This window comes from Pseudooceanicola profundi (assembly GCF_050897955.1).
Taxonomy (GTDB): domain Bacteria; phylum Pseudomonadota; class Alphaproteobacteria; order Rhodobacterales; family Rhodobacteraceae; genus Pseudooceanicola.
Map to the genome: position 1 here is coordinate 2,761,815 of NZ_JBPAXZ010000001.1, position 18,674 is coordinate 2,780,488.

The 18,674-nt window shown below is 64.2% G+C and carries 18 protein-coding genes and 1 tRNA gene; 11 read left to right on the forward strand and 8 right to left on the reverse strand.

Annotated features, from left to right (window positions below; all coding sequences use genetic code 11):
- Positions 1–13: 13 nt before the first annotated feature.
- Positions 14–745, reverse strand: coding sequence for a peptidoglycan-binding protein (locus ACRARG_RS13975; RefSeq protein WP_432690623.1), 732 nt, complete (start codon positions 743–745; stop codon positions 14–16).
- A gap of 91 nt (positions 746–836) precedes the next feature.
- Between ACRARG_RS13975 and ACRARG_RS13980 the strand changes: the two genes are divergently transcribed.
- From ACRARG_RS13980 to ACRARG_RS14010, 7 genes are all read left to right on the forward strand, one after another.
- Positions 837–1,823, forward strand: coding sequence for a branched-chain amino acid ABC transporter permease (locus ACRARG_RS13980; protein ID WP_432690624.1), 987 nt, complete (start codon positions 837–839; stop codon positions 1,821–1,823).
- 3 nt (positions 1,824–1,826) lie between these two features.
- The gene (locus ACRARG_RS13985; protein WP_432690625.1) at positions 1,827–2,042 is read left to right on the forward strand and encodes a hypothetical protein; all 216 of its coding nucleotides are present in this window, start codon (positions 1,827–1,829) and stop codon (positions 2,040–2,042) included.
- 1 nt (position 2,043) lies between these two features.
- Positions 2,044–3,120 carry a branched-chain amino acid ABC transporter permease gene (locus ACRARG_RS13990; protein WP_432690626.1) on the forward strand — a complete coding sequence of 359 codons (1,077 nt, stop codon included), beginning with the start codon at positions 2,044–2,046 and terminating at the stop codon, positions 3,118–3,120.
- Positions 3,121–3,194: 74 nt separating this feature from the next.
- Positions 3,195–4,481, forward strand: coding sequence for an ABC transporter substrate-binding protein (locus ACRARG_RS13995; protein ID WP_432690627.1), 1,287 nt, complete (start codon positions 3,195–3,197; stop codon positions 4,479–4,481).
- 96 nt (positions 4,482–4,577) lie between these two features.
- Positions 4,578–5,435, forward strand: a complete 858-nt coding sequence (locus ACRARG_RS14000) for an ABC transporter ATP-binding protein (protein ID WP_432690628.1) — start codon at positions 4,578–4,580, stop codon at positions 5,433–5,435.
- Positions 5,436–5,472: 37 nt separating this feature from the next.
- Entirely contained in the window at positions 5,473–6,690 is a 1,218-nt protein-coding gene (locus ACRARG_RS14005) for a phenylacetate--CoA ligase family protein (protein WP_432690629.1), read from the forward strand.
- Positions 6,691–6,872: 182 nt separating this feature from the next.
- The gene (locus ACRARG_RS14010) at positions 6,873–9,242 is read left to right on the forward strand and encodes a mechanosensitive ion channel domain-containing protein (RefSeq protein ID WP_432690630.1); all 2,370 of its coding nucleotides are present in this window, start codon (positions 6,873–6,875) and stop codon (positions 9,240–9,242) included.
- Between the two features lie 172 nt (positions 9,243–9,414).
- On the opposite strand, the gene ykgO is transcribed toward ACRARG_RS14010, so the two are convergent.
- Positions 9,415–9,540, reverse strand: coding sequence for a type B 50S ribosomal protein L36 (gene ykgO, locus ACRARG_RS14015; RefSeq protein WP_007255499.1), 126 nt, complete (start codon positions 9,538–9,540; stop codon positions 9,415–9,417).
- Between the two features lie 82 nt (positions 9,541–9,622).
- Positions 9,623–9,697: transfer RNA gene (locus ACRARG_RS14020), tRNA-Val, on the reverse strand.
- A 152-nt stretch (positions 9,698–9,849) separates the two neighbouring features.
- Here ACRARG_RS14020 and ACRARG_RS14025 point away from each other — a divergent pair.
- Entirely contained in the window at positions 9,850–10,704 is an 855-nt protein-coding gene (locus ACRARG_RS14025; RefSeq protein WP_432690631.1) for an N-formylglutamate amidohydrolase, read from the forward strand.
- Between the two features lie 305 nt (positions 10,705–11,009).
- Here ACRARG_RS14025 and ccoP read toward each other — a convergent pair whose 3' ends face one another.
- From ccoP to ccoN, 4 genes are read right to left on the reverse strand one after another with little or no spacing between them, the layout of a single operon-like run.
- Positions 11,010–11,867, reverse strand: coding sequence for a cytochrome-c oxidase, cbb3-type subunit III (ccoP, locus tag ACRARG_RS14030; RefSeq protein WP_432690632.1), 858 nt, complete (start codon positions 11,865–11,867; stop codon positions 11,010–11,012).
- Between the two features lies 1 nt (position 11,868).
- Positions 11,869–12,057: a cbb3-type cytochrome c oxidase subunit 3 gene (locus ACRARG_RS14035; RefSeq protein WP_432690633.1), complete on the reverse strand. Its 189-nt coding sequence runs from the start codon at positions 12,055–12,057 to the stop codon at positions 11,869–11,871.
- Positions 12,058–12,067: 10 nt separating this feature from the next.
- Complete coding sequence (gene ccoO, locus ACRARG_RS14040; protein WP_432690634.1) at positions 12,068–12,796, reverse strand: cytochrome-c oxidase, cbb3-type subunit II; 729 nt, start codon at positions 12,794–12,796, stop codon at positions 12,068–12,070.
- Between the two features lie 12 nt (positions 12,797–12,808).
- A complete protein-coding gene (ccoN, locus tag ACRARG_RS14045; RefSeq protein ID WP_432690635.1) occupies positions 12,809–14,413 on the reverse strand; it encodes a cytochrome-c oxidase, cbb3-type subunit I in 1,605 nt (534 codons plus the stop codon).
- 195 nt (positions 14,414–14,608) lie between these two features.
- On the opposite strand from ccoN, the gene ACRARG_RS14050 reads away from it, so the two are divergent.
- Positions 14,609–15,448 (forward strand): universal stress protein, encoded by an 840-nt coding sequence (locus ACRARG_RS14050; protein WP_432690636.1) that lies wholly within the window; start codon positions 14,609–14,611, stop codon positions 15,446–15,448.
- 118 nt (positions 15,449–15,566) lie between these two features.
- Here ACRARG_RS14050 and fnrL read toward each other — a convergent pair whose 3' ends face one another.
- Positions 15,567–16,313, reverse strand: coding sequence for a transcriptional regulator FnrL (fnrL, locus tag ACRARG_RS14055; RefSeq protein ID WP_432690637.1), 747 nt, complete (start codon positions 16,311–16,313; stop codon positions 15,567–15,569).
- Positions 16,314–16,378: 65 nt separating this feature from the next.
- Between fnrL and hemN the strand changes: the two genes are divergently transcribed.
- Complete coding sequence (gene hemN, locus ACRARG_RS14060) at positions 16,379–17,734, forward strand: oxygen-independent coproporphyrinogen III oxidase (protein ID WP_432690638.1); 1,356 nt, start codon at positions 16,379–16,381, stop codon at positions 17,732–17,734.
- 69 nt (positions 17,735–17,803) lie between these two features.
- Positions 17,804–18,628 carry a PhzF family protein gene (locus tag ACRARG_RS14065; protein ID WP_432690639.1) on the forward strand — a complete coding sequence of 275 codons (825 nt, stop codon included), beginning with the start codon at positions 17,804–17,806 and terminating at the stop codon, positions 18,626–18,628.
- The last annotated feature ends 46 nt before the right edge of the window (positions 18,629–18,674 follow it).

Sequence of the window (18,674 nt, forward strand, 5' to 3'; positions counted from 1 at the left end):
GACCGACCGCGCGCTACTTGCGCTCGAACACCCTGTAGGTGCGGGTGGGAACTTCGCGCATCCAGACGTCGTACTGATGCCAGGAAATCCGTCCGCGACCCGGCGGCCAGGGGTCAAGAAGCTTGACCCAGGTCGTGGCGCCGGAAGGTCCACCATCCGAGATCACGCCGCCGATCACCACCATATGCCCCGGAGACCCGTTGCCCGCAGTGTAATCAGCGGCACGCCAGAGCATATCCAGCATGATCGGGCCGCGTTGGATCAATCCGACGAAGGCCCCGGTCGCCCAGGACATCGGCGCATAACAGCGCAGTCCATGGATATTGCCATAGCGCGTTCCGGTCACGATCGCCTGATGCGATTCACTGCTGTTCAGCAGGCCGCCATCCCAGGCGATCATGTCGCTCGGCGTCTTGGCGATAACCGCCGGCACGTTGGACCGGGTCATCATCGCCGTGGAGGCCGCCCAGCAGGTTGTCCGGGTGGGTTGCGGAATATGGGTGATGCGATGCTCGACCTGGGTCAGCGCCGGGGATGCGTCCAGCGCGGCATGGGTCTTGGGCCCGACGATACCATCCGCGACAAGCCCGCGCGCGCGTTGAAATGCCTTGACGCCGGCATCGGTCTTGGGACCGAAGATCCCGTCCACAGACAGCCGCGGCGTGGGCTTCTGTCGGATGTTCACCTTGATTTGCACCAGGGAAACATCACCGCCGCGCGCCCCCATTCTGACAGTCTGTGCCATCTGAGCGCAGTCCTCATCCCTGTGTTTACGCAGCGTCAACATAGGGGCTGTGCCGAGTCGCCTCAACCGCCAATTACCGGAGATCGCCGCAATGCCTGATCAGCTCTTGTTCGGAATGGAGGTCTTTCTGAACGGTCTCATGGCCGGGGTTCTCTATGCCCTCGTCGCCCTGGGCTTCGTTCTGATCTACAAGGCCTCCGGCATCTTCAACTATGCGCAGGGCGTCATGGCGCTCTTCGCGGCGCTTACGCTGGTGGGGATCATGGAGGGGCAGGTGCCCTTCGGTCATCTGATCAACGCCGTCTTCGGCACCAATGTGCATCACTTCGGCTGGCATCTGAACGCGGTGGTCTCCATCGCGCTGACCATCGGGATCATGGTCCTGCTGGCCTGGGCGGTGAACCATTTCATCATGCGCCACCTCGTGAATCAGGAGCCGATCATCCTCTTCATGGCCACCATCGGCCTCGCCTATTTCATGGAGGGCTTCGGCGATCTGATGTGGGGCGCCGATATCAAGAACATGAACGTCGGCCTGCCGCAGGGCATCAACGGTGCCATCGACGAGCTGACCTTCAACGCCTTCGGCTATGGCTTCTTCATCGACAACCTCGACCTCTGGGCCACGGCCATCGCCACGGTTCTCGTGATCGCGCTGATGATCTTCTCGCAATATACCAAGCAGGGCCGGGCCCTGCGCGCCGTGGCCGATGACCATCAGGCGGCGCTCTCGGTTGGCATCTCGCTCAACTTCATCTGGGTGCTGGTCTGGTCCATCGCGGGCTTTGTCGCCCTTGTCGCGGGCATCATGTGGGGGTCGAAATCCGGCGTTCAGTTCTCGCTCTCGCTGATCGCGCTCAAGGCTCTGCCGGTGCTCATGCTGGGCGGCTTCACCTCCATCCCCGGCGCCATCGTCGGCGGGCTGATCATCGGGGTGGGCGAAAAGCTCTTTGAATTCGCCATCGGCCCGCTGGTCGGCGGCGCCACCGAAAACTGGTTCGCCTATGTGCTGGCGCTCCTCTTCCTCGTCTTCCGGCCGCAGGGCCTGTTTGGCGAACGCATCATCGAAAGGGTCTGAAACATGAAATCCCTTGCCACGCTCAATGTCATCGCCTGGTCCGCCTTCTGGGTCTTCACCTTCCTCGCGGCCACCGAACATCCCGGAAATGCGGGCCAGATGTCGGCCTATGCGCTGATCGCCTTTGTCGGTCTGGCCACCGGCATCCGCTCCTACCTCAACCTCTGCCGCCGGGGCGATATCCTTGCCCTGCCGGCCCGCAACTCCAGCGAGGTCTGACATGTTTTACCGCGAGGCCGGCGACTTCAAGACAAGCTATGTCGACGACAACCAGACCTTTCCGATCAAGTTCGACCGCTACCGCTATTACGCGGTGTTGGTGGTGGCCTTTGCCATCATTCCCTTCGTCATCAATGACTACTGGGTCAGCGCCATCTTCCTGCCCTTCCTGATCTATTCGATCGCGGCCATCGGGCTGAACATCCTCGTGGGCTATTGCGGGCAGGTGTCGCTGGGCACGGGCGGTTTCATGGCGGTGGGCGCCTATGCCACCTACAAGCTGATGACCGCCTTCCCGGAGGTGAACATCTTCTTCCACATCATCCTCGCGGGCGGGATCACCGCGCTGGTCGGCATGCTCTTCGGCCTGCCGTCGCTGCGGATCAAGGGCTTCTACCTCGCCGTGGCGACGCTGGCGGCGCAGTTCTTCCTTGTCTGGCTCTTCAACCGGGTGCCGTGGTTCTACAATAACTCCGCCTCCGGCCAGATCTCCGCCCCCGAACGCACCGTCATCGGCATCCCCGTCACGGGCCCCCATACAGAGGCCTGGGCGACCTACCTCTTCTGCCTCGTCTTCACGGTGCTGACGGCGATCCTCGCCCGCAACCTGACGCGGGGCACGCAGGGGCGGAAATGGATGGCGATCCGCGACATGGATATCGCGGCAGAGATCATCGGGGTGAACCCGCTGGTGTCGAAACTCACCGCCTTCGGCGTCTCGTCCTTCTTCGTAGGCATCGCTGGCGCGCTCTTCTTCGCGGTCTACCTCGGCGCGGTCGAGGTGGGCGAGGTCTACGGGATCAACAAGTCCTTCCTCGTCCTCTTCATGATCATCATCGGCGGGCTGGGGTCCATCTTCGGCTCCTTCGCGGGTGCGGCCTTCATCGTGCTGCTGCCGGTGCTGCTGAAAAACGTGCTGGTCGGTCAGCTGGGCTGGCCCTCCGACCTCGCCGCGCATCTGGAGATTATGATCCTCGGGCTGCTCATCATCGTCTTCCTGATCGCAGAGCCGCATGGCCTTGCCCAGCTCTGGCGCGTCTCGAAGGAGAAACTCAGGCTCTGGCCCTTCCCGCACTGAGGCGGGCCAGCAACCAGAAGGCGGGGGAAAACCGCCAGACGAAACCCATCGGAAAACCAGGGAGGAATGACCCGATGAAAACGAAACTGCTTGCGGCACTGACCGCGACGATCCTGGGCGCGGCGCCGGCACTGGCCGACCTCGTGATCCCGGCACTGAATTACCGGACCGGCCCCTATGCCCCCTCGGGCATTCCCTATGCCGACGGTTTCTCGGATTACATGACGCTCCTCAACGAGCGTGACGGCGGCATCGGAGGAGAGAAGATCGCCGTTCAGGAATGCGAGACCGGCTATAACACCGAAAAAGGTGTGGAATGCTACGAGCAGACCAAGGGCAATGGGGCGCTGATCTATATCCCGCAGTCCACCGGCATCACCTATCAGCTGATCCCCAAGGTCTCAGCCGACAAGATCCCGCTGTGGTCCGTGGCCTATGGCCGGACCTCCGCCGTGAACGGCAAGGTCTTCGAATGGGTCTTCAACCTGCCCGGCACCTACTGGGACGCCGCCTCCATCATGACGAAATACGCCATGGAGCAGGAGGGCGGCAGCCTTGAGGGCAAGAAGATCGCGCTGGTCTACCACAACTCCGCCTATGGCAAGGAACCGATCCGCACGCTTGAGGCGCTCTCTGAAAAGCACGGCTTTGACCTGAGCCTGATCCCCGTCGATCACCCGGGCCAGGAGCAGAAGTCGCAGTGGCTGCAAATCCGTCGCGACCGTCCCGATTATGTCTTCATGTGGGGCTGGGGCGTGATGAACCAGGTGGCAATTCAGGAGGCCTCCAACATCCGCTTCCCGATGGATCACTTCATCGGCGTCTGGTGGTCCGGCTCTGAAGGGGACGTTGTGCCTGTAGGCGACGGCGCCGATGGCTACAAGGCGATCACCTGGCACGGCGCTGGCACCGATTACCCGGCGATGCAGGCGATCAAGTCGACCGTGATCGACGCCGGCAAGAATGCCGGTGACGGGTCGAAATTCGGCGAGGTCGGCTACAACCGGGGCGTCTATGCCGCTGCCGTGGTAGCCGAGGCGATCAAGCAGGCGCAGGATGCGACCGGCCATGCCGCCATCACCGCCGCCGAACTGCGCGACGCGATGGAAAGCCTTGAGATCACCGATGCCCGCTGGACAGAGCTGGGCCTGCCGGAATTCACCGGTGGCTTCAAGCTGAGCTGCGAACAGCACTCCGCCCCGCGCACGGCCTTCATCCAGCAGTGGTCGGCAGGCGACAAGACCTGGACCCCCGTGTCGGACTTCATGGAGCCCGATCTGGAGGTGATCGATCCGCTGATCGAAGAGGACTCGATGGCCTATGCGGCCGAGGCGGGCATTACCCCGCGCGAGTGTAACTAAGCCCACTCACGAAACGAAGGATCCGGGGCCCGCGTGGCCCCGGATCCCCCCCCAAGCCGGGCAGAGACCCGCAGAGACAGAACCGAGGACATCGCGATGACCCAGCCCGCGCTGAACGACACGACCGCCACCGCGCCCGCCCCCGCCGCCGAAGAGGCGCTGCTGCAGGTGAGCAATATCGAGGTGATCTATAACTCCGTCATCCTCGTGCTGAAGGGCGTGTCCCTGAAGGTGCCCAAGGGTGGCATTACGGCGCTGCTGGGCGGCAATGGTGCAGGCAAGACCACGACGCTCAAGGCCGTGTCCAACCTGCTGAAATCCGAACGCGGCGAGGTGACGAAGGGCCAGATCCTCTATCGCGGCGAACGTGTCGCCGATCTGGACCCCGCCCAGCTTGTCAAAAAGGGCGTCATCCAGGTGATGGAGGGCCGCCACTGTTTCGAACACCTGACGGTGGAGGAGAACCTGCTGACCGGCTCCTACACCCGCGGCGCATCGCGCGCGGATATCGAGGCCGATCTGGATATGGTCTACCAGTATTTCCCCCGCCTCAAGGAACGTCGTAAGTCGCAGGCCGGATATACCTCCGGCGGCGAACAGCAGATGGTCGCCATCGGCCGCGCCATCATGTCCCGCCCCGAAAGCGTGCTGCTGGACGAGCCGTCGATGGGTCTGGCCCCGCAGCTGGTCGAACAGATCTTCGGCATCGTGAAGGACCTGAACGAAAAGGAAGGGCTGACCTTCCTGCTGGCGGAACAGAACACCAACGTGGCCCTGCGGTTCGCGCATTACGGCTATATCCTCGAATCCGGCCGCATCGTGATGGACGGCCCCGCCAAGGAGCTGCGGGAGAATCCGGATGTGAAGGAATTCTACCTCGGCATGTCCGACGAGGGCCGCAAATCCTTCCGCGACGTCCGCTCCTACCGCCGCCGCAAGCGCTGGCTGAGCTGAGACGATGCTGCACCACCGCGATCATGGGAGACACCGGATGACACATTTCGACACGCTGGAAACCCGCTCTGCCGATCAGCGGGCGGAGGCGCTGGCCCGCGACCTGCCGCGCCAGATTGCGGCGGCGAAGGCGCTGCCGGGCTATGCGACAGTGCTGGCCGATGTGGAGCCGTCGCAGGTGACCACCATTGCCGATCTGGCCGCCCTGCCGGTGCTGCGCAAATCCGCGCTGGGGGAGGCGCAGAAATCCGCGCCGCCATTTGGCGGGCTGACCACGCTGCCGACCTCCGGCTTTGCCCATGTCTTCCAGTCGCCCGGCCCGATCTACGAACCGGGCGGGGTGGGCCATGACTGGTGGCGCATGGGCCGTTTTCTGCATGCCGCAGGCATTGGCAAGGGCGATATCGTGCAGAACTGCTTTGGCTACCACCTGACCCCCGCCGGGATGATCTTTGAAAACGGCGCGCGCGCGGTCGGCGCTGCCGTGCTGCCCGCAGGCACCGGCCAGACGGAGCTGCAGGTGACCGCCGCCCGCGACATCGGCTGCACCGCCTATGCGGGCACGCCCGACTATCTGAAGGTGATCCTCGACAAGGCGGCGGAGATGGGGGTCACGCTCAGCTTCACCAAGGCGGCGGTCGGGGGCGGGGCGCTCTTCCCCTCCCTCCGTCAGGAATATGCCGACCGGGGCATCGCCTGCCTGCAGAGCTATGCGACGGCGGACCTCGGCAATATCGCCTATGAGAGCCCGGCGATGGAGGGGATGATCGTCGACGAGGGCGTCATCGCCGAGATTGTCACCCCCGGCACCGGCGATCCGGTCGCGCCGGGGCAGGTGGGGGAGGTCGTGGTGACCACGCTCAACCCCGACTACCCGCTGATCCGCTTCGCGACCGGCGATCTGAGCGCCGTCCTGCCCGGCGAAAGCCCCTGTGGCCGCACAAACCTGCGGATCAAGGGCTGGATGGGCCGCGCCGACCAGACCACCAAGATCAAGGGCATGTTCGTGCGCCCCGAACAGGTGGCGCAGTTCGTCGCCCATCATCCGGAGGTCAAGCGCGCCCGCATCCTCGCGCAGCGCGAGGGCGAGATGGATGTGATGGTTGTGCAGGTTGAGGGGACGGGCGGTTCCGAACGAGCCTATGCCGAAACCGTCGCCGATGTGCTGAAACTGAAGGGCCGGATCGAGGTCCTGTCCCCCGGCACCCTGCCCAATGACGGCAAGGTCATCGAGGATCAGCGCAGCTACGACTGATCCGGTGCCGTACGCGCACAGCGGGCCTTGCACAGGCGCGGCCCGCCTGCGGTTTGCTTCCCGTTTTGGTTGCGCTAGTTAACTGGCCGAAGAATTGGCCAATCTCCTCCGCTCGCAGCTTCGCGTGATCCGACAGGTGCCTGGCCTCGTAGACCTGAATAAACTGGGACGAACCGCGCCACATGACGACACGCCTGAGACACCTCGCCCTCCTGCTGATCCTGCCACTGCTGATCGCCGGGGGCTTTGCCCAGGCTCAGGACGCACAGAGCGAAGGCACCACGGCCGAGGCGCCCGCCGAAACCGCCGAAGGCAAATCGAGCCTCGAACTGCTGCTCGATGTGATCGAGGATGACACCGCCCGTGCCCAGCTGATCGACGAGCTGCGCGCTGCGGGCGCGGAGGCGGCACCGACGGACGATCAGGTGGTCGAAACCGTGGCAGAGGCCGCAGGTACCGTGGCGCCCGCCGAAGATATCTCCTTTGGCCGCCGGATTGCCCTTATTACGCAAGGCATTGCCGAGGAGGCGGCGGCGAAGGTCGAACGCCTGTGGTCTCAGCTGTCCCAGTCTTCCGGTGTCTTCGATGGCCTCAGCGGATCAGAACTCTCCGTGCTGCTGGACGCCGCCAAGGAGCTGGCGCTCGTCATCGCCGCGACGGTCATCGTCTTCATGGCTCTGCGCCGGATCGGCAAGACGATCTACGCGCGCATGGGGGCCTCCGCCCGCGACGGCGGCGTCATGCGGACCATCGCGCTCTATCTCGCCTCCGCCCTGATTGACACGCTGAACGTCCTGCTGGCCTGGGCGGCGGGCTATGCCATCGCCACGCTGCTTCTGGGTAATTTCGGCCAGATCGGCATCCGCCAGACGCTGTACCTCAATGCCTTCCTGATCGTGGAAATGGCTCGTGTCGCGCTGCGCCTCGTGCTGTCGCCCTCCTCCCGCAGCCTGCGACCGATCCCTGTGGGCAACGCGGCGGCGCGCTACATGTCGCGTTGGCTGGGGCTGATCATTGCCATGGTGGGTTATGGCCAGCTGCTGATCGTGCCGATCATCAATGCCCAGGTCTCTTTCGCCGCAGGCCGCGCGATTTCCACCCTGATTGCCTTCCTCGTTCTGGCCTTCGCCGTCTACCTCGTGCTGCGCAACCGTCGAGCGGTGGCCGACTGGATGCTGGGCGATCCGCAACCCACGCCCGCTCCAACCCCGCCGCTGGAAACCGCCGCCGCCAATCGCGACGTCGCCATGCTGGCGCCCGAGGAGGCCGCCGCGCTTGCCGGTTGGGAAGACACCCAGAGCATTCAGCCCGTCGTGGAAGAACCGCCCAAACCGCGCGGTGCCGCCAGCTTTCTGGCCCTGCACTGGCACTGGCCGGCACTGGCCTATCTCTTTGCCATGTTTGTGCTGGTGCTGGTGAGCCCCGGCAATGCGGTGCTGAACACCTTCCTCGCCTCCGGTCAGGTGCTGGTGATCGGCCTGCTGGGCTTTGCCATTTCCGGGCTGATCGGCGGCATCATGGTGCGCGGCATCGCCCTGCCCGATAATGTGAACCAGCGGCTGCCGCTGCTGGAATCCCGGATCAACCGTTTCGTGCCCAAGGCGCTGTTTGTGCTGCGGCTGGTGATCCTCGCCCTCGTCATCCTGTTTGTTCTGAATTCGCTCAGCATTATCGATCTGCGGGCCTGGATGGCCAGCCAGCTGGGCCTGCGCATCACCGGCTCCGCCCTGTCGGTCGCGGCGATTCTGCTGGTCTCCTTCCTCGTCTGGCTGGGGCTGAATTCCTGGGTCGATTACCGGCTCAACCCGGAATTCGGCAATGTCGCCACGGCGCGGGAACAGACCCTGCTGACGCTGCTGCGCAATGCCGCGACCATCGCCCTGCTGATCGTCACACTGATGTTCGTCCTGTCGGAGATCGGGCTGGATATCGCGCCGCTTCTGGCCTCTGCCGGGGTGCTGGGCCTGGCCATCGGTTTTGGCGCCCAGAAACTGGTGCAGGACATCATCACCGGCATCTTCATCCAGTTCGAGAATGCGATGAATGTGGGCGATGTGGTTACGGTCGGCGGCACCACCGGCACGATCGAGAAGCTGACGATCCGCTCCGTCTCGCTGCGCGACGTGTCGGGGGTCTTCCACCTCATCCCCTTCTCCTCCGTCGACATGGTATCGAACTATGTGCGCGACTTCGGGTATTTCGTCTGTGACATGGGCGTGGCCTACCGGGAAAACTCCGAAGAGGTACGGCAGGCCATGGAAGACGCCTTCGAGCGCCTGCGCGCGGATCCGGAGGTCGATGCCACCATCGTCGGCCCCTTCGAATGGTTCGGGCTTAACAGCTTCGGCGACAGCTCCGTCAACTTCCGCGCCCGCATCAAATGCGTGCCGGGCAAGCAATGGGGCGTGGGCCGGGCCTATAACGCTGTGGTCAAGGATGTCTTCGACGAACGCGGGATCGAGATCCCCTTCCCCTATCGCACGCTGGTGCTGGGGGAAGCCAAGGACGGCTCCACCCAGCCGCTGCGGATCACCAAAGACCCCGAAACATGACCGCGGCTTTTTCTTGCTGAAAATATCCCGGGGGGAGTCCGCAGGACGGGGGGCGGAGCCCCACTCCGCCGCCCGATGCATGCCTGCGCCGGGCTCCGCACCGGACGCACCGACCTGAAAAAAACAAAAGCCGCCCAGGGGGGCGGCTTCCGTCATGCTGTGCTGAACAGGTTCAGCCCTGGCGGGCTTTGAACTTGCGCTGCGTCTTGTTGATCACATAGACGCGGCCTTTGCGGCGCACGACGCGGCAATCGCGGTGGCGCTGCTTCAGCGAGCGGAGCGAGTTACGGACCTTCATGGCCATCTCCTTCTTCGCGGCGCGGCGAGCGCCTGATTCGCAATTTGACCCGGGGCCGTCATGGCCGGGGGCCGGTGAAACATGGTGGGCGGTACAAGGATCGAACTTGTGACCCCTTCGATGTCAACGAAGTGCTCTACCGCTGAGCTAACCGCCCATGTACCCTTGCGGTTCCTCGCCCCTTAATCAAAAGGGGCGCGGGGTGCCCGCGCCGGTCCGCGTGTCTATAATGAGAGTCGAAAGGGGGATCAAGCCTTTTGGCCGGGGAATTTTTCAGTCTATATTTGCCCGACCGAACGGAATGATCCATTGCCCACTTTCGACCTCAGGCTTCCCGCGCGCCGGACGACTTCGGTGATCTTCTCCTCGCCCCATTCCGGGCAGGACTACGAGCCTCATTTTCTAAAGTCATCCCTGTTGGATGCGCATGCCATCCGCAGTTCCGAAGACGCCTTTGTCGACCGGCTTTTTGAGGCGGCGCCGGAATTCGGCGCGCCGCTTCTTGCGGCACGTGCGCCGCGCGCCTATGTCGATCTCAACCGCAGTGTGGACGAGCTTGATCCGGCGGTGGTTGAGGGCATCCGGCGCGGCGCGCATAACCCCCGTGTCGCCTCCGGGCTGGGCGTGATCCCCCGCGTCGTGTCCAACGGTCGGGCGATCTATCGCGGTAAACTGCCCTATACAGAGGCCCGGCAGCGGCTGCTGCGCACCTGGTATCCCTATCACGAGGCGCTGCAGAACCAGATCGACCAGTCCCATCGTCTGTTCGGAGAGGCGATTCTGATCGACTGCCACTCCATGCCGCATGAGGCGGTGGATTGCATATCCCGCGCCGGGGTGCGGCGCCCCGATGTGGTGCTGGGCGACCGTTTCGGTGCCGCCGCAACGCCCGAGATTGTGACGCGGGTCGAGGATGCCCTGACACGGGCCGGTCTGAGGGTCGTGCGGAATTCGCCATTTGCCGGCGCCTATATCGCGCAGCATTACGGTCGCCCCTCGCGCCGCCAGCACGCCATCCAGATCGAGATCGACCGCGCGCTCTATATGGATGAAGCCAGGATCGAGCCGCGGCCGGACTTCGACGCCTTTTGCAACCTGATCACCGGCGTCATCGCCGATGTGTCCGAGATCGGCCGCAGCGCCGCGCCACTTGCCGCGGAATAACCCGCTGAAGCTTCCCCCCGGTACAGATGAAAAAGGCCCCCGGAGATCCGAGGGCCTTTCCCAGTATTGGCACCGGACGCTTCAAGGAAACGCGCGAACAGGAGAAACTGCCGGTGCCGCCCCGCACTTGGCCTGCGGGGTTGGCGTCAGGCGGGGGGCATCCCCCCGCCAATTCAGGTAACGTCTGGTCAGAGCGCCCGCCCGGCGGCACCGCAGGGCAGCGCCGACCCGCCCCCACCGGGCGGCGCTGCCCTAAGTTCGAGATAATAAGCCTCGGGACCGGGAACGCGCGACGACATGACAGCCTATTCCCCCCCGCCAAGCTGGTGGACATAGGCCGTGACCGCACGGATCTGGGCCTCTGTCAGGCGGGTCTGCCAGGCCGGCATCACGCCAAAGCGCGAATTCCAGACCGTCTGGTAGACCGTGTCGTAATCGCCGCCATAGAGCCAGATCGCATCCGTCAGGTTCGGCGCGCCTTGCTCCCGGTCGCCGGTGCCGTCTTCGGCATGGCAAGCGGCGCAATTGTCGGCAAAGACCGTGGCGCCGGTTTCAACCAGGGACGCATCGACCGGGTCACCGGAAAGGGAGAGCACGTAATTCACCACGGCCTCCACATCGCCCTTCTCCAGCAGCTCGTCGCGGCCGAAGGCGGGCATTTCCGAATACCGCGGGTCCTCGCCATCCTCGTTGCGGATACCGTTGGCGATCGTGTGATGGATCGCTTCGATATCGCCACCCCAGAGCCAGTCGTCATCCAGCAGGTTGGGATACCCCTTGGCCCCCGCCGCACCCGAGCCGTGGCACTGGGCGCACCAGGTCTTGAAGACCGCCGACCCTGCGGAGACGGCATAGCCGTTCAGCTCCGGATCGGTGGTGACGCTTGCCAGGTCGACCGAGGCCAGCTTTTCGTTGATCGCGGCGTTGGACTGGTTCACCGCCTCGATATCCGCAGCGACCTCGCCGCGTGTCGAATAGCCCAGCACCCCGGAGGTCGCCCGGTTCACCAGCGGCCAGGCCGGGTAAAGGATCGTGTAGATCACGCCCCAGACAATGCAGATGTAGAAGGTATAGAGCCACCAGCGGGGCAGGGGCGTGTTCAGCTCCTCGATCCCGTCCCAGCTGTGGCCGGTCGTGCCGTGTTTGTCCTTGAGATCGCTCATCTCACGCCTCCTTCTTGGCGTCGGCCCCGGCGGGGCTCTGTTCGTTCCGGAACGGAATTCCGGCCGTTTCGGCATAGGTGGCGCGGCTGCCCGGACGCAGGACCCAGAGGATCACGCCCAGGAAGAAGCCGAACATGGCGAGCAGCATCCAGCTGTCGGCGAATTCGCGCAGGATGGAATAGGTATCCATGGGGGCCTCCTTACCGGCTGGCGTCGGGCGTGAAGGTCGAGAAATCGACCAGCGTGCCGAGCATCTGGAGATAGGCGATCAACGCATCCATTTCGGAAATGCCGGGCCGCCCGTCGAAATTGCGCACCTGCGCCTTGTCGCCGTAGCGTTCGATCAGACCGTCGTAATCCTTGTCCGGATCGGCCTGCACAGCGAAATCCTGCTGGGCGTTTTCCAGCATCTCCTCGGTATAGGGGACGCCGACGAAGCGATGGGTCGCCATGATGTCCTGGATATATTCGCCATCGATCAGCGTATTCTCCAGGAAGCCGTATTTCGGCATCACCGATTCCGGCACGACGGACTGCGGGTCGCGCAGGTGGTCGACATGCCATTCATCCGAATAGCGGCCGCCGACGCGGGCCAGGTCGGGCCCGGTCCGCTTCGATCCCCACTGGAACGGGTGGTCGTATTTCGACTCCGCCGCCAGCGAATAATGGCCATAGCGCTCCACCTCGTCCCGCATCGGACGGATCATCTGGGAATGGCAAACATAGCAGCCCTCCCGGATGTAGATGTCGCGCCCGGCCAGTTCGAGCGGGGTGTAGGGGCGCACCCCCTCCACATCCTCGATGGTGTTTTCGAGGTAGAAGAGGGGGGCGATTTCCACGATGCCGCCCACGGTGACCACGGCGAAGGAGAGGGCGAGCAGGAGCGTCGCGTTCTTCTCCAGGACCTTGTGTTTGTCGAGAATTCCCATTGTCCTGTTTCCTTATTCCGCGGGCACGAGGCCGTTGCTGCTCTCGATGGCGGGCTGACGTTTCACCGTCAGGTAGAGGTTCGCGCACATGATGATCGCGCCCGTCAGGTACATGACCCCGCCCAGACCGCGCACCACGTACATCGGGAACTTTGCGGCCACCGTGTCGGCGAAGCTGTTGACGAGGAAGCCATTGGCGTCCACCTCGCGCCACATCAGACCTTCCATGATCCCCGTCACCCACATCGAGGCGGCGTAGAGAACGATCCCGATCGTGGCGAGCCAGAAGTGCCAGCTGACCATCGACAGCGAATAGAGCCGCTCCCGCTGCCAGAGTTTCGGCACGAGGAAGTAGAGCGCGCCGAAGGTGATCATGCCGTTCCATCCAAGCGCGCCGGAATGCACATGCCCAATGGTCCAGTCGGTGTAATGCGACAGCGAGTTCACCGCCTTGATCGACATCATCGGGCCTTCGAAGGTCGACATGCCGTAGAAGCCCACCGCGATCACCATCATCCGGATCACCGGATCGGTGCGCAGCTTGTCCCATGCGCCCGAGAGCGTCATCAGGCCGTTGATCATGCCACCCCAGCTGGGCATCCACAGCACGACGGAGAACACCATGCCCAGGGTCGAGGCCCAGTCAGGCAGGGCGGTGTAATGCAGGTGGTGCGGACCGGCCCAGATATAGATGAAGATCAGCGCCCAGAAGTGGATGATCGACAGTTTGTAGCTGTAGACTGGGCGTTCGGCCTGTTTCGGGATGAAGTAGTACATCATGCCCAGGAACCCTGCCGTCAGGAAGAAGCCCACGGCGTTGTGCCCGTACCACCACTGGGTCATGGCATCCTGGACACCGGCAAAGACCTGCACCGATTTCGACCCGAAGATGGACACCGGGATGCTGAGGTTGTTGACCACGTGCAGCATGGCCACGGTTACGATGAACGACAGGTAGAACCAGTTCGCCACGTAGATGTGGCGTTCCTTGCGCATGATGATCGTGCCGAGGAAGACCGCCAGATAGGCCACCCAGACGATCGTCAGCCAGAGGTCGACATACCATTCGGGTTCGGCATATTCCTTGGACTGCGACCCGCCGAGGACATAGCTCAGCGCCGCCAGCACGATGAACAGGTTATAGCCCCAGAAGACGAACCACCCGAGGTTCCCGCCCCAGAGCCGCGTCGCGGAAGTGCGCTGCACCACGTAGAAGGACGTGGCGATCAGGGCATTGCCGCCAAAGGCGAAGATCACGGCGGAGGTATGCAGCGGACGCAGCCGCCCGAAGTTCAGAAAGCCCTGCGCCCATTCGAAATTGAGCACCGGAAAGGCCAGCTGGAAGGCGATGACAATGCCGACGAGGAAGCCCACGACCCCCCAGAAGGCGGTGGCGATCACGCCGTAGCGCACCACCTCGTCCATATACTCCCCGGAGCGGTCGATGGAGACGACCTCCTCCCCGGTATTGCGGAGTGTCCACAGGAACAGGCCGCCCGCGGTCAGCATGACCACAAGCGCGTTCACCATATATGCCAGATCGCGCGCGTAATTGGCCGCGATTGCCGCAAAGAGGGCAATCAGGCCGAGCGCGACAAGCTTAACTGCATTTGTCATTTCGCGTCCCTTCGTCAGTCCTTCGCGGGCGGTGCGGCCCGCGTTTCGGCTATTCGACTGGACGCTTAATGGAATCGTCGCGGCCGGAGAGCCTTGATCTGCGTCAATTCAAAAGCCCGTTCTTCATGATCGGGCTCAAGGTGCGACAGAAAGCTATCCGGCATTCTGAACAAAACCATGAAACCGGGTGATGCCATGACTTACAAAACCATCTCGACCGTTCTGACCGAGCCCTCCGGCCTGCCGCCCCTGCTGGGCGCGGCCATCGTTACGGCCCGCAATCTTGAAGCGCATCTCGATGTGCTGGCCCTGGGCGTCGACCGCACGCAGGCGGGCTATTATTACGCCGATGCCAGCGCGGTGCTGGTCCAGCAGGCCATCACCGAAGCGCGGGAGGAAAGCCAGAGACTGGAGGCCGCCGCCCGCAAGCTGCTGGAGGCGGAGGAGATCCGCTGGTCGCTCGACACCGGGCTGGCGCAGATGATGGATATCGGGCGCAAGGTCTCTGACCGGCTGCGCTATGCCGATCTGGCGCTATTGCCGAAACCCTATGGCAAGGATCTGGGCAATGAGCTGCCCGCCGTGCTGGAGGCCGCGCTGTTTGACGCGCGCACGCCGGTGCTGGTCCTGCCCGGGGCCGATCCGCTGCCCAAGGCGCTTGGAACGGCGCTGATCTGCTGGAACGAAAGCCCCGAGTCGCTGGCGGCGGTCCGTGCGGCGATCCCTTTCCTGAAGACGGCCCAGACCACCCGCGTGCTGATCGTTGACCCGCCGGTGCATGGCGCGGGCCGCTCCGATCCCGGCGGCATGCTGGCGCAATGGCTCTCCCGCCACGGCATCCGGGTGGAGATCGACGTGATGGCCCGGACCATGCCGCGCGTGGCCGATGTCTTCATCCGGCAGGCACAGGATATCGAGGCGGAGCTGGTCGTCTTGGGCGGCTATGGCCATTCCCGGTTCCGGGAGGCCGTGCTGGGCGGCGCGACGCGCGACATGCTGGAGGCGGCGGAACTGCCGATGCTGATGGCGCATTGAGGGCGATATCGGTCAGACGACCCGCCCGGCGGCACCGCCGGGCAGCGACATCTGGCACATGATATAGCTGGCACAGGGGCCATAAATCATGAAGATAAAGACAGGCTGAGGCCCTGCCTCAGTTCAGCACACCGCCGTCGCTGTCATCGCCCGCTTCTTCCATCAGGCGGTCCATATCCGGCACGATCACGTGGCGCTTGCCTTCCAGCACGATCACCCCGTCCTTTTTCAGGGCGGAGATCTGGCGGCTCACCGTCTCCAGCGTCAGGCCGAGGTAATCCGCCATCGCCTCCCGCGTCAGCGGCAGGTCAAAGACCATCCGCCCGTCGGCATGGCTCTTGGACAGAGAGGCGCTGCGCCGCGCGATGATCGCCAGCAGGGAGGCGATCTTTTCCCGCGCCGTCTTGCGGCCCAGCACCAGCATCCACTCCCGTGCGGCATCCAGCTCGTCCAGCGTCATCTGTAGCAGGCGCTGTGCGATATGCGGCGTCCGTTCCATCATCTGTTCAAACGGCTTCTTGCGGAAACAGCACATGACCAGATCGGTCGTCGCCACGACATTATAGGCAGCCGAATCCCGCCCCGGACGTCCGACGAAATCCGACGGCAGCAAAAGGCCCACCATCTGGGTGCGCCCGTCCTCCATCGTCTGGCTGAGCGAGGCGATGCCGGACACGACAGATCCCACGAATTCCAGCGGATCGCCGGACCAGATGATGTTCTGCCCGGCCTGGAAGCTGCGGTAATACTTGATCTCTTCCAGCCGCTCCAGCTCTTCGGAATCGCAGCGGGCACAGACCGCGCGGTGCCGGATCGGGCAGCCGGAGCAATCCATGTGATCATGATGTGTTTCGGACAGGAGCATGAAACAATCGCGCGCTTGATCTGGGTCAAGGTGGACCCGGTTTCCCTGCCCCTAAAGGTATACGCATGATACAGAAAGCGCAACTTGAACGGCTGGGACTGTTTGACGCGAAAGTGCCGCGGTACACCAGCTATCCCACCGCCCCGCATTTCGCGGCAAATGTCGGTGCAGGCGAATTTGCCAGCTGGATCAGGGCGATCCCGGAAAACGGCGAGATCTCCCTTTATGTGCACGTGCCCTTCTGCCGCAGGCTCTGCTGGTTCTGCGCCTGCCGCACCCAGGGCACGCAGAGCGACCGCCCGGTCGAGGCCTATCTGGAAGTGCTGCGCGCGGAGCTGAAGCTGCTGGCCGAACATCTGCCCCGCGGTGTGCGCCTGTCGCGGCTGCACTGGGGCGGCGGCACGCCCACGCTGCTGTCGGCGGGAATGATGCGTGACCTCGCCGGGGCCATTGCCGATCTGGCGCCCTTTGCCGAAGGCTATGAATTCTCCGTCGAGATTGACCCGAATGAGATCGACGCGGACCGGCTGGCCGCGCTGGCGGCGGCGGGCATGAACCGCGCCTCCATTGGCGTGCAGGATTTCGACCCCGACATCCAGTCCAGCATCGGCCGGTTGCAGAGTTTTGAGGTCACCCGCGATGCGGTAGAGGCGATCCGCGCCGCCGGGGTGCAATCCCTCAATGCCGATATCCTCTTTGGCCTGCCGCACCAGACGAATGCCCGCATCACCGATTCCGTGCAGAAGCTGCTGGCGCTCTCGCCCGACCGGGTGGCGCTTTACGGCTATGCCCATGTGCCCTGGATGGCGCGGCGCCAGTCCATGCTGCCCTCCGACGCGCTGCCCACGCCGCGCGAACGGCTCGACCTGTTCGAGACCGCGCGCAAGCTTTTTGCCTGGGACGGCTATGACGAGATCGGGATCGACCATTTCGCCCTGCCGTCTGACGGGCTGTCCACGGCGCAGCGGGCCGGACGGCTTCGGCGTAACTTCCAGGGCTATACCGACGATACCTCCGAGGTTCTGCTGGGCGTCGGCGCCTCCTCCATCTCCCGCTTTCCGCAGGGCTATGCGCAGAATGCGCCCGCCACCTCCGCCCATATCGCGGCGATCCGGGAGGGGCGGTTCTCCACCGCGCGGGGCCATGCCTTTGCCGGAGAGGACCGCATGCGTGGCCGCATCATCGAGGCGCTGATGTGCGATTTCGCCATCTCGACGGAGGAGCTGTCGCGGGATTGGGGGCTGACGCCCGGGACCGCGCGGGCGATGTTCGACCGGGTCAATGCAGGCTTTGACGGCCTGCTGATCGTCGACGATCAGGGCCTGCGTATTCCGGTGGCGGCGCGCCCGCTGACCCGCATGATCGCCCGCGCCTTTGACGCCTATGACATGGCGGGGGCCCGCCATTCCTCGGCGATCTGACAGGCGTCGCGGCAGGGGGCTTGCCTTCCGTCGCCGCAGTACAGAGGGTGGCGCCGAAAGGAGCCCCCCATGCCCGATTTTGCTTTCTCCCAGCTCGATGTCTTTGCCTCCGCCCCGTTGCGGGGCAACCCGCTGGCCGTGGTCCATGACGCCACCGGCCTGGATGACGCCACCATGGCGCGCATTGCCAACTGGACGAACCTGTCGGAAACCACCTTCCTCCTGCCGCCCGCCGCGCCGAGGGCCGATTACAGCCTGCGCATTTTCACCCCCGCGCGGGAGCTGCCCTTTGCCGGGCATCCGACGCTGGGATCCTGCGCCGCCTGGCTGGCCGCCGGTGGCGAACCCGGGGGAGAGACGGTCATTCAGCACTGTGCCGCCGGTCTGATCCCGATTCGGCGCGACGGCACCCGGCTGGCCTTCCGCGCCCCGCCGCTCGTCCGCTCCGGTCCGGCCGGGGACGAGGTGCGGTCGGTCCTGCCTGCCGCGCTCGGCCTGTCGGACACCGATATCGAGGCGGTGGAATGGATCGACAACGGCCCCGGCTGGTGTGGCGTCCTGCTGCGCGACGTGGCGACGCTGAAGGCGATCCAACCGAATTACGCGGGTTTTGCCGGGCACAAATTCGGCCTTGTGGCCCCGGCGGCGGCGGGCGCGGGATATGATTTCGAACTGCGCGCCTTCACGGGCGCCTACGAGGATCCGGTCACCGGATCGCTCAACGCCTCGGTCGCGCAATGGCTGATCGGCGCGGGCATCGCCCCGCGCGACTATATCGCGGCACAGGGGCTGGAGCTGGGACGTGATGGGCGGGTCCATATCACCAGCGATGGACCTGAGGTCTGGGTCGGCGGCGAGGTGACGCCCTGCATCCGCGGTACACTCAGCCTTTGAACCCATAAAAAAGGACGGCCGGGTCCGGCCGTCCTCTCACATGATT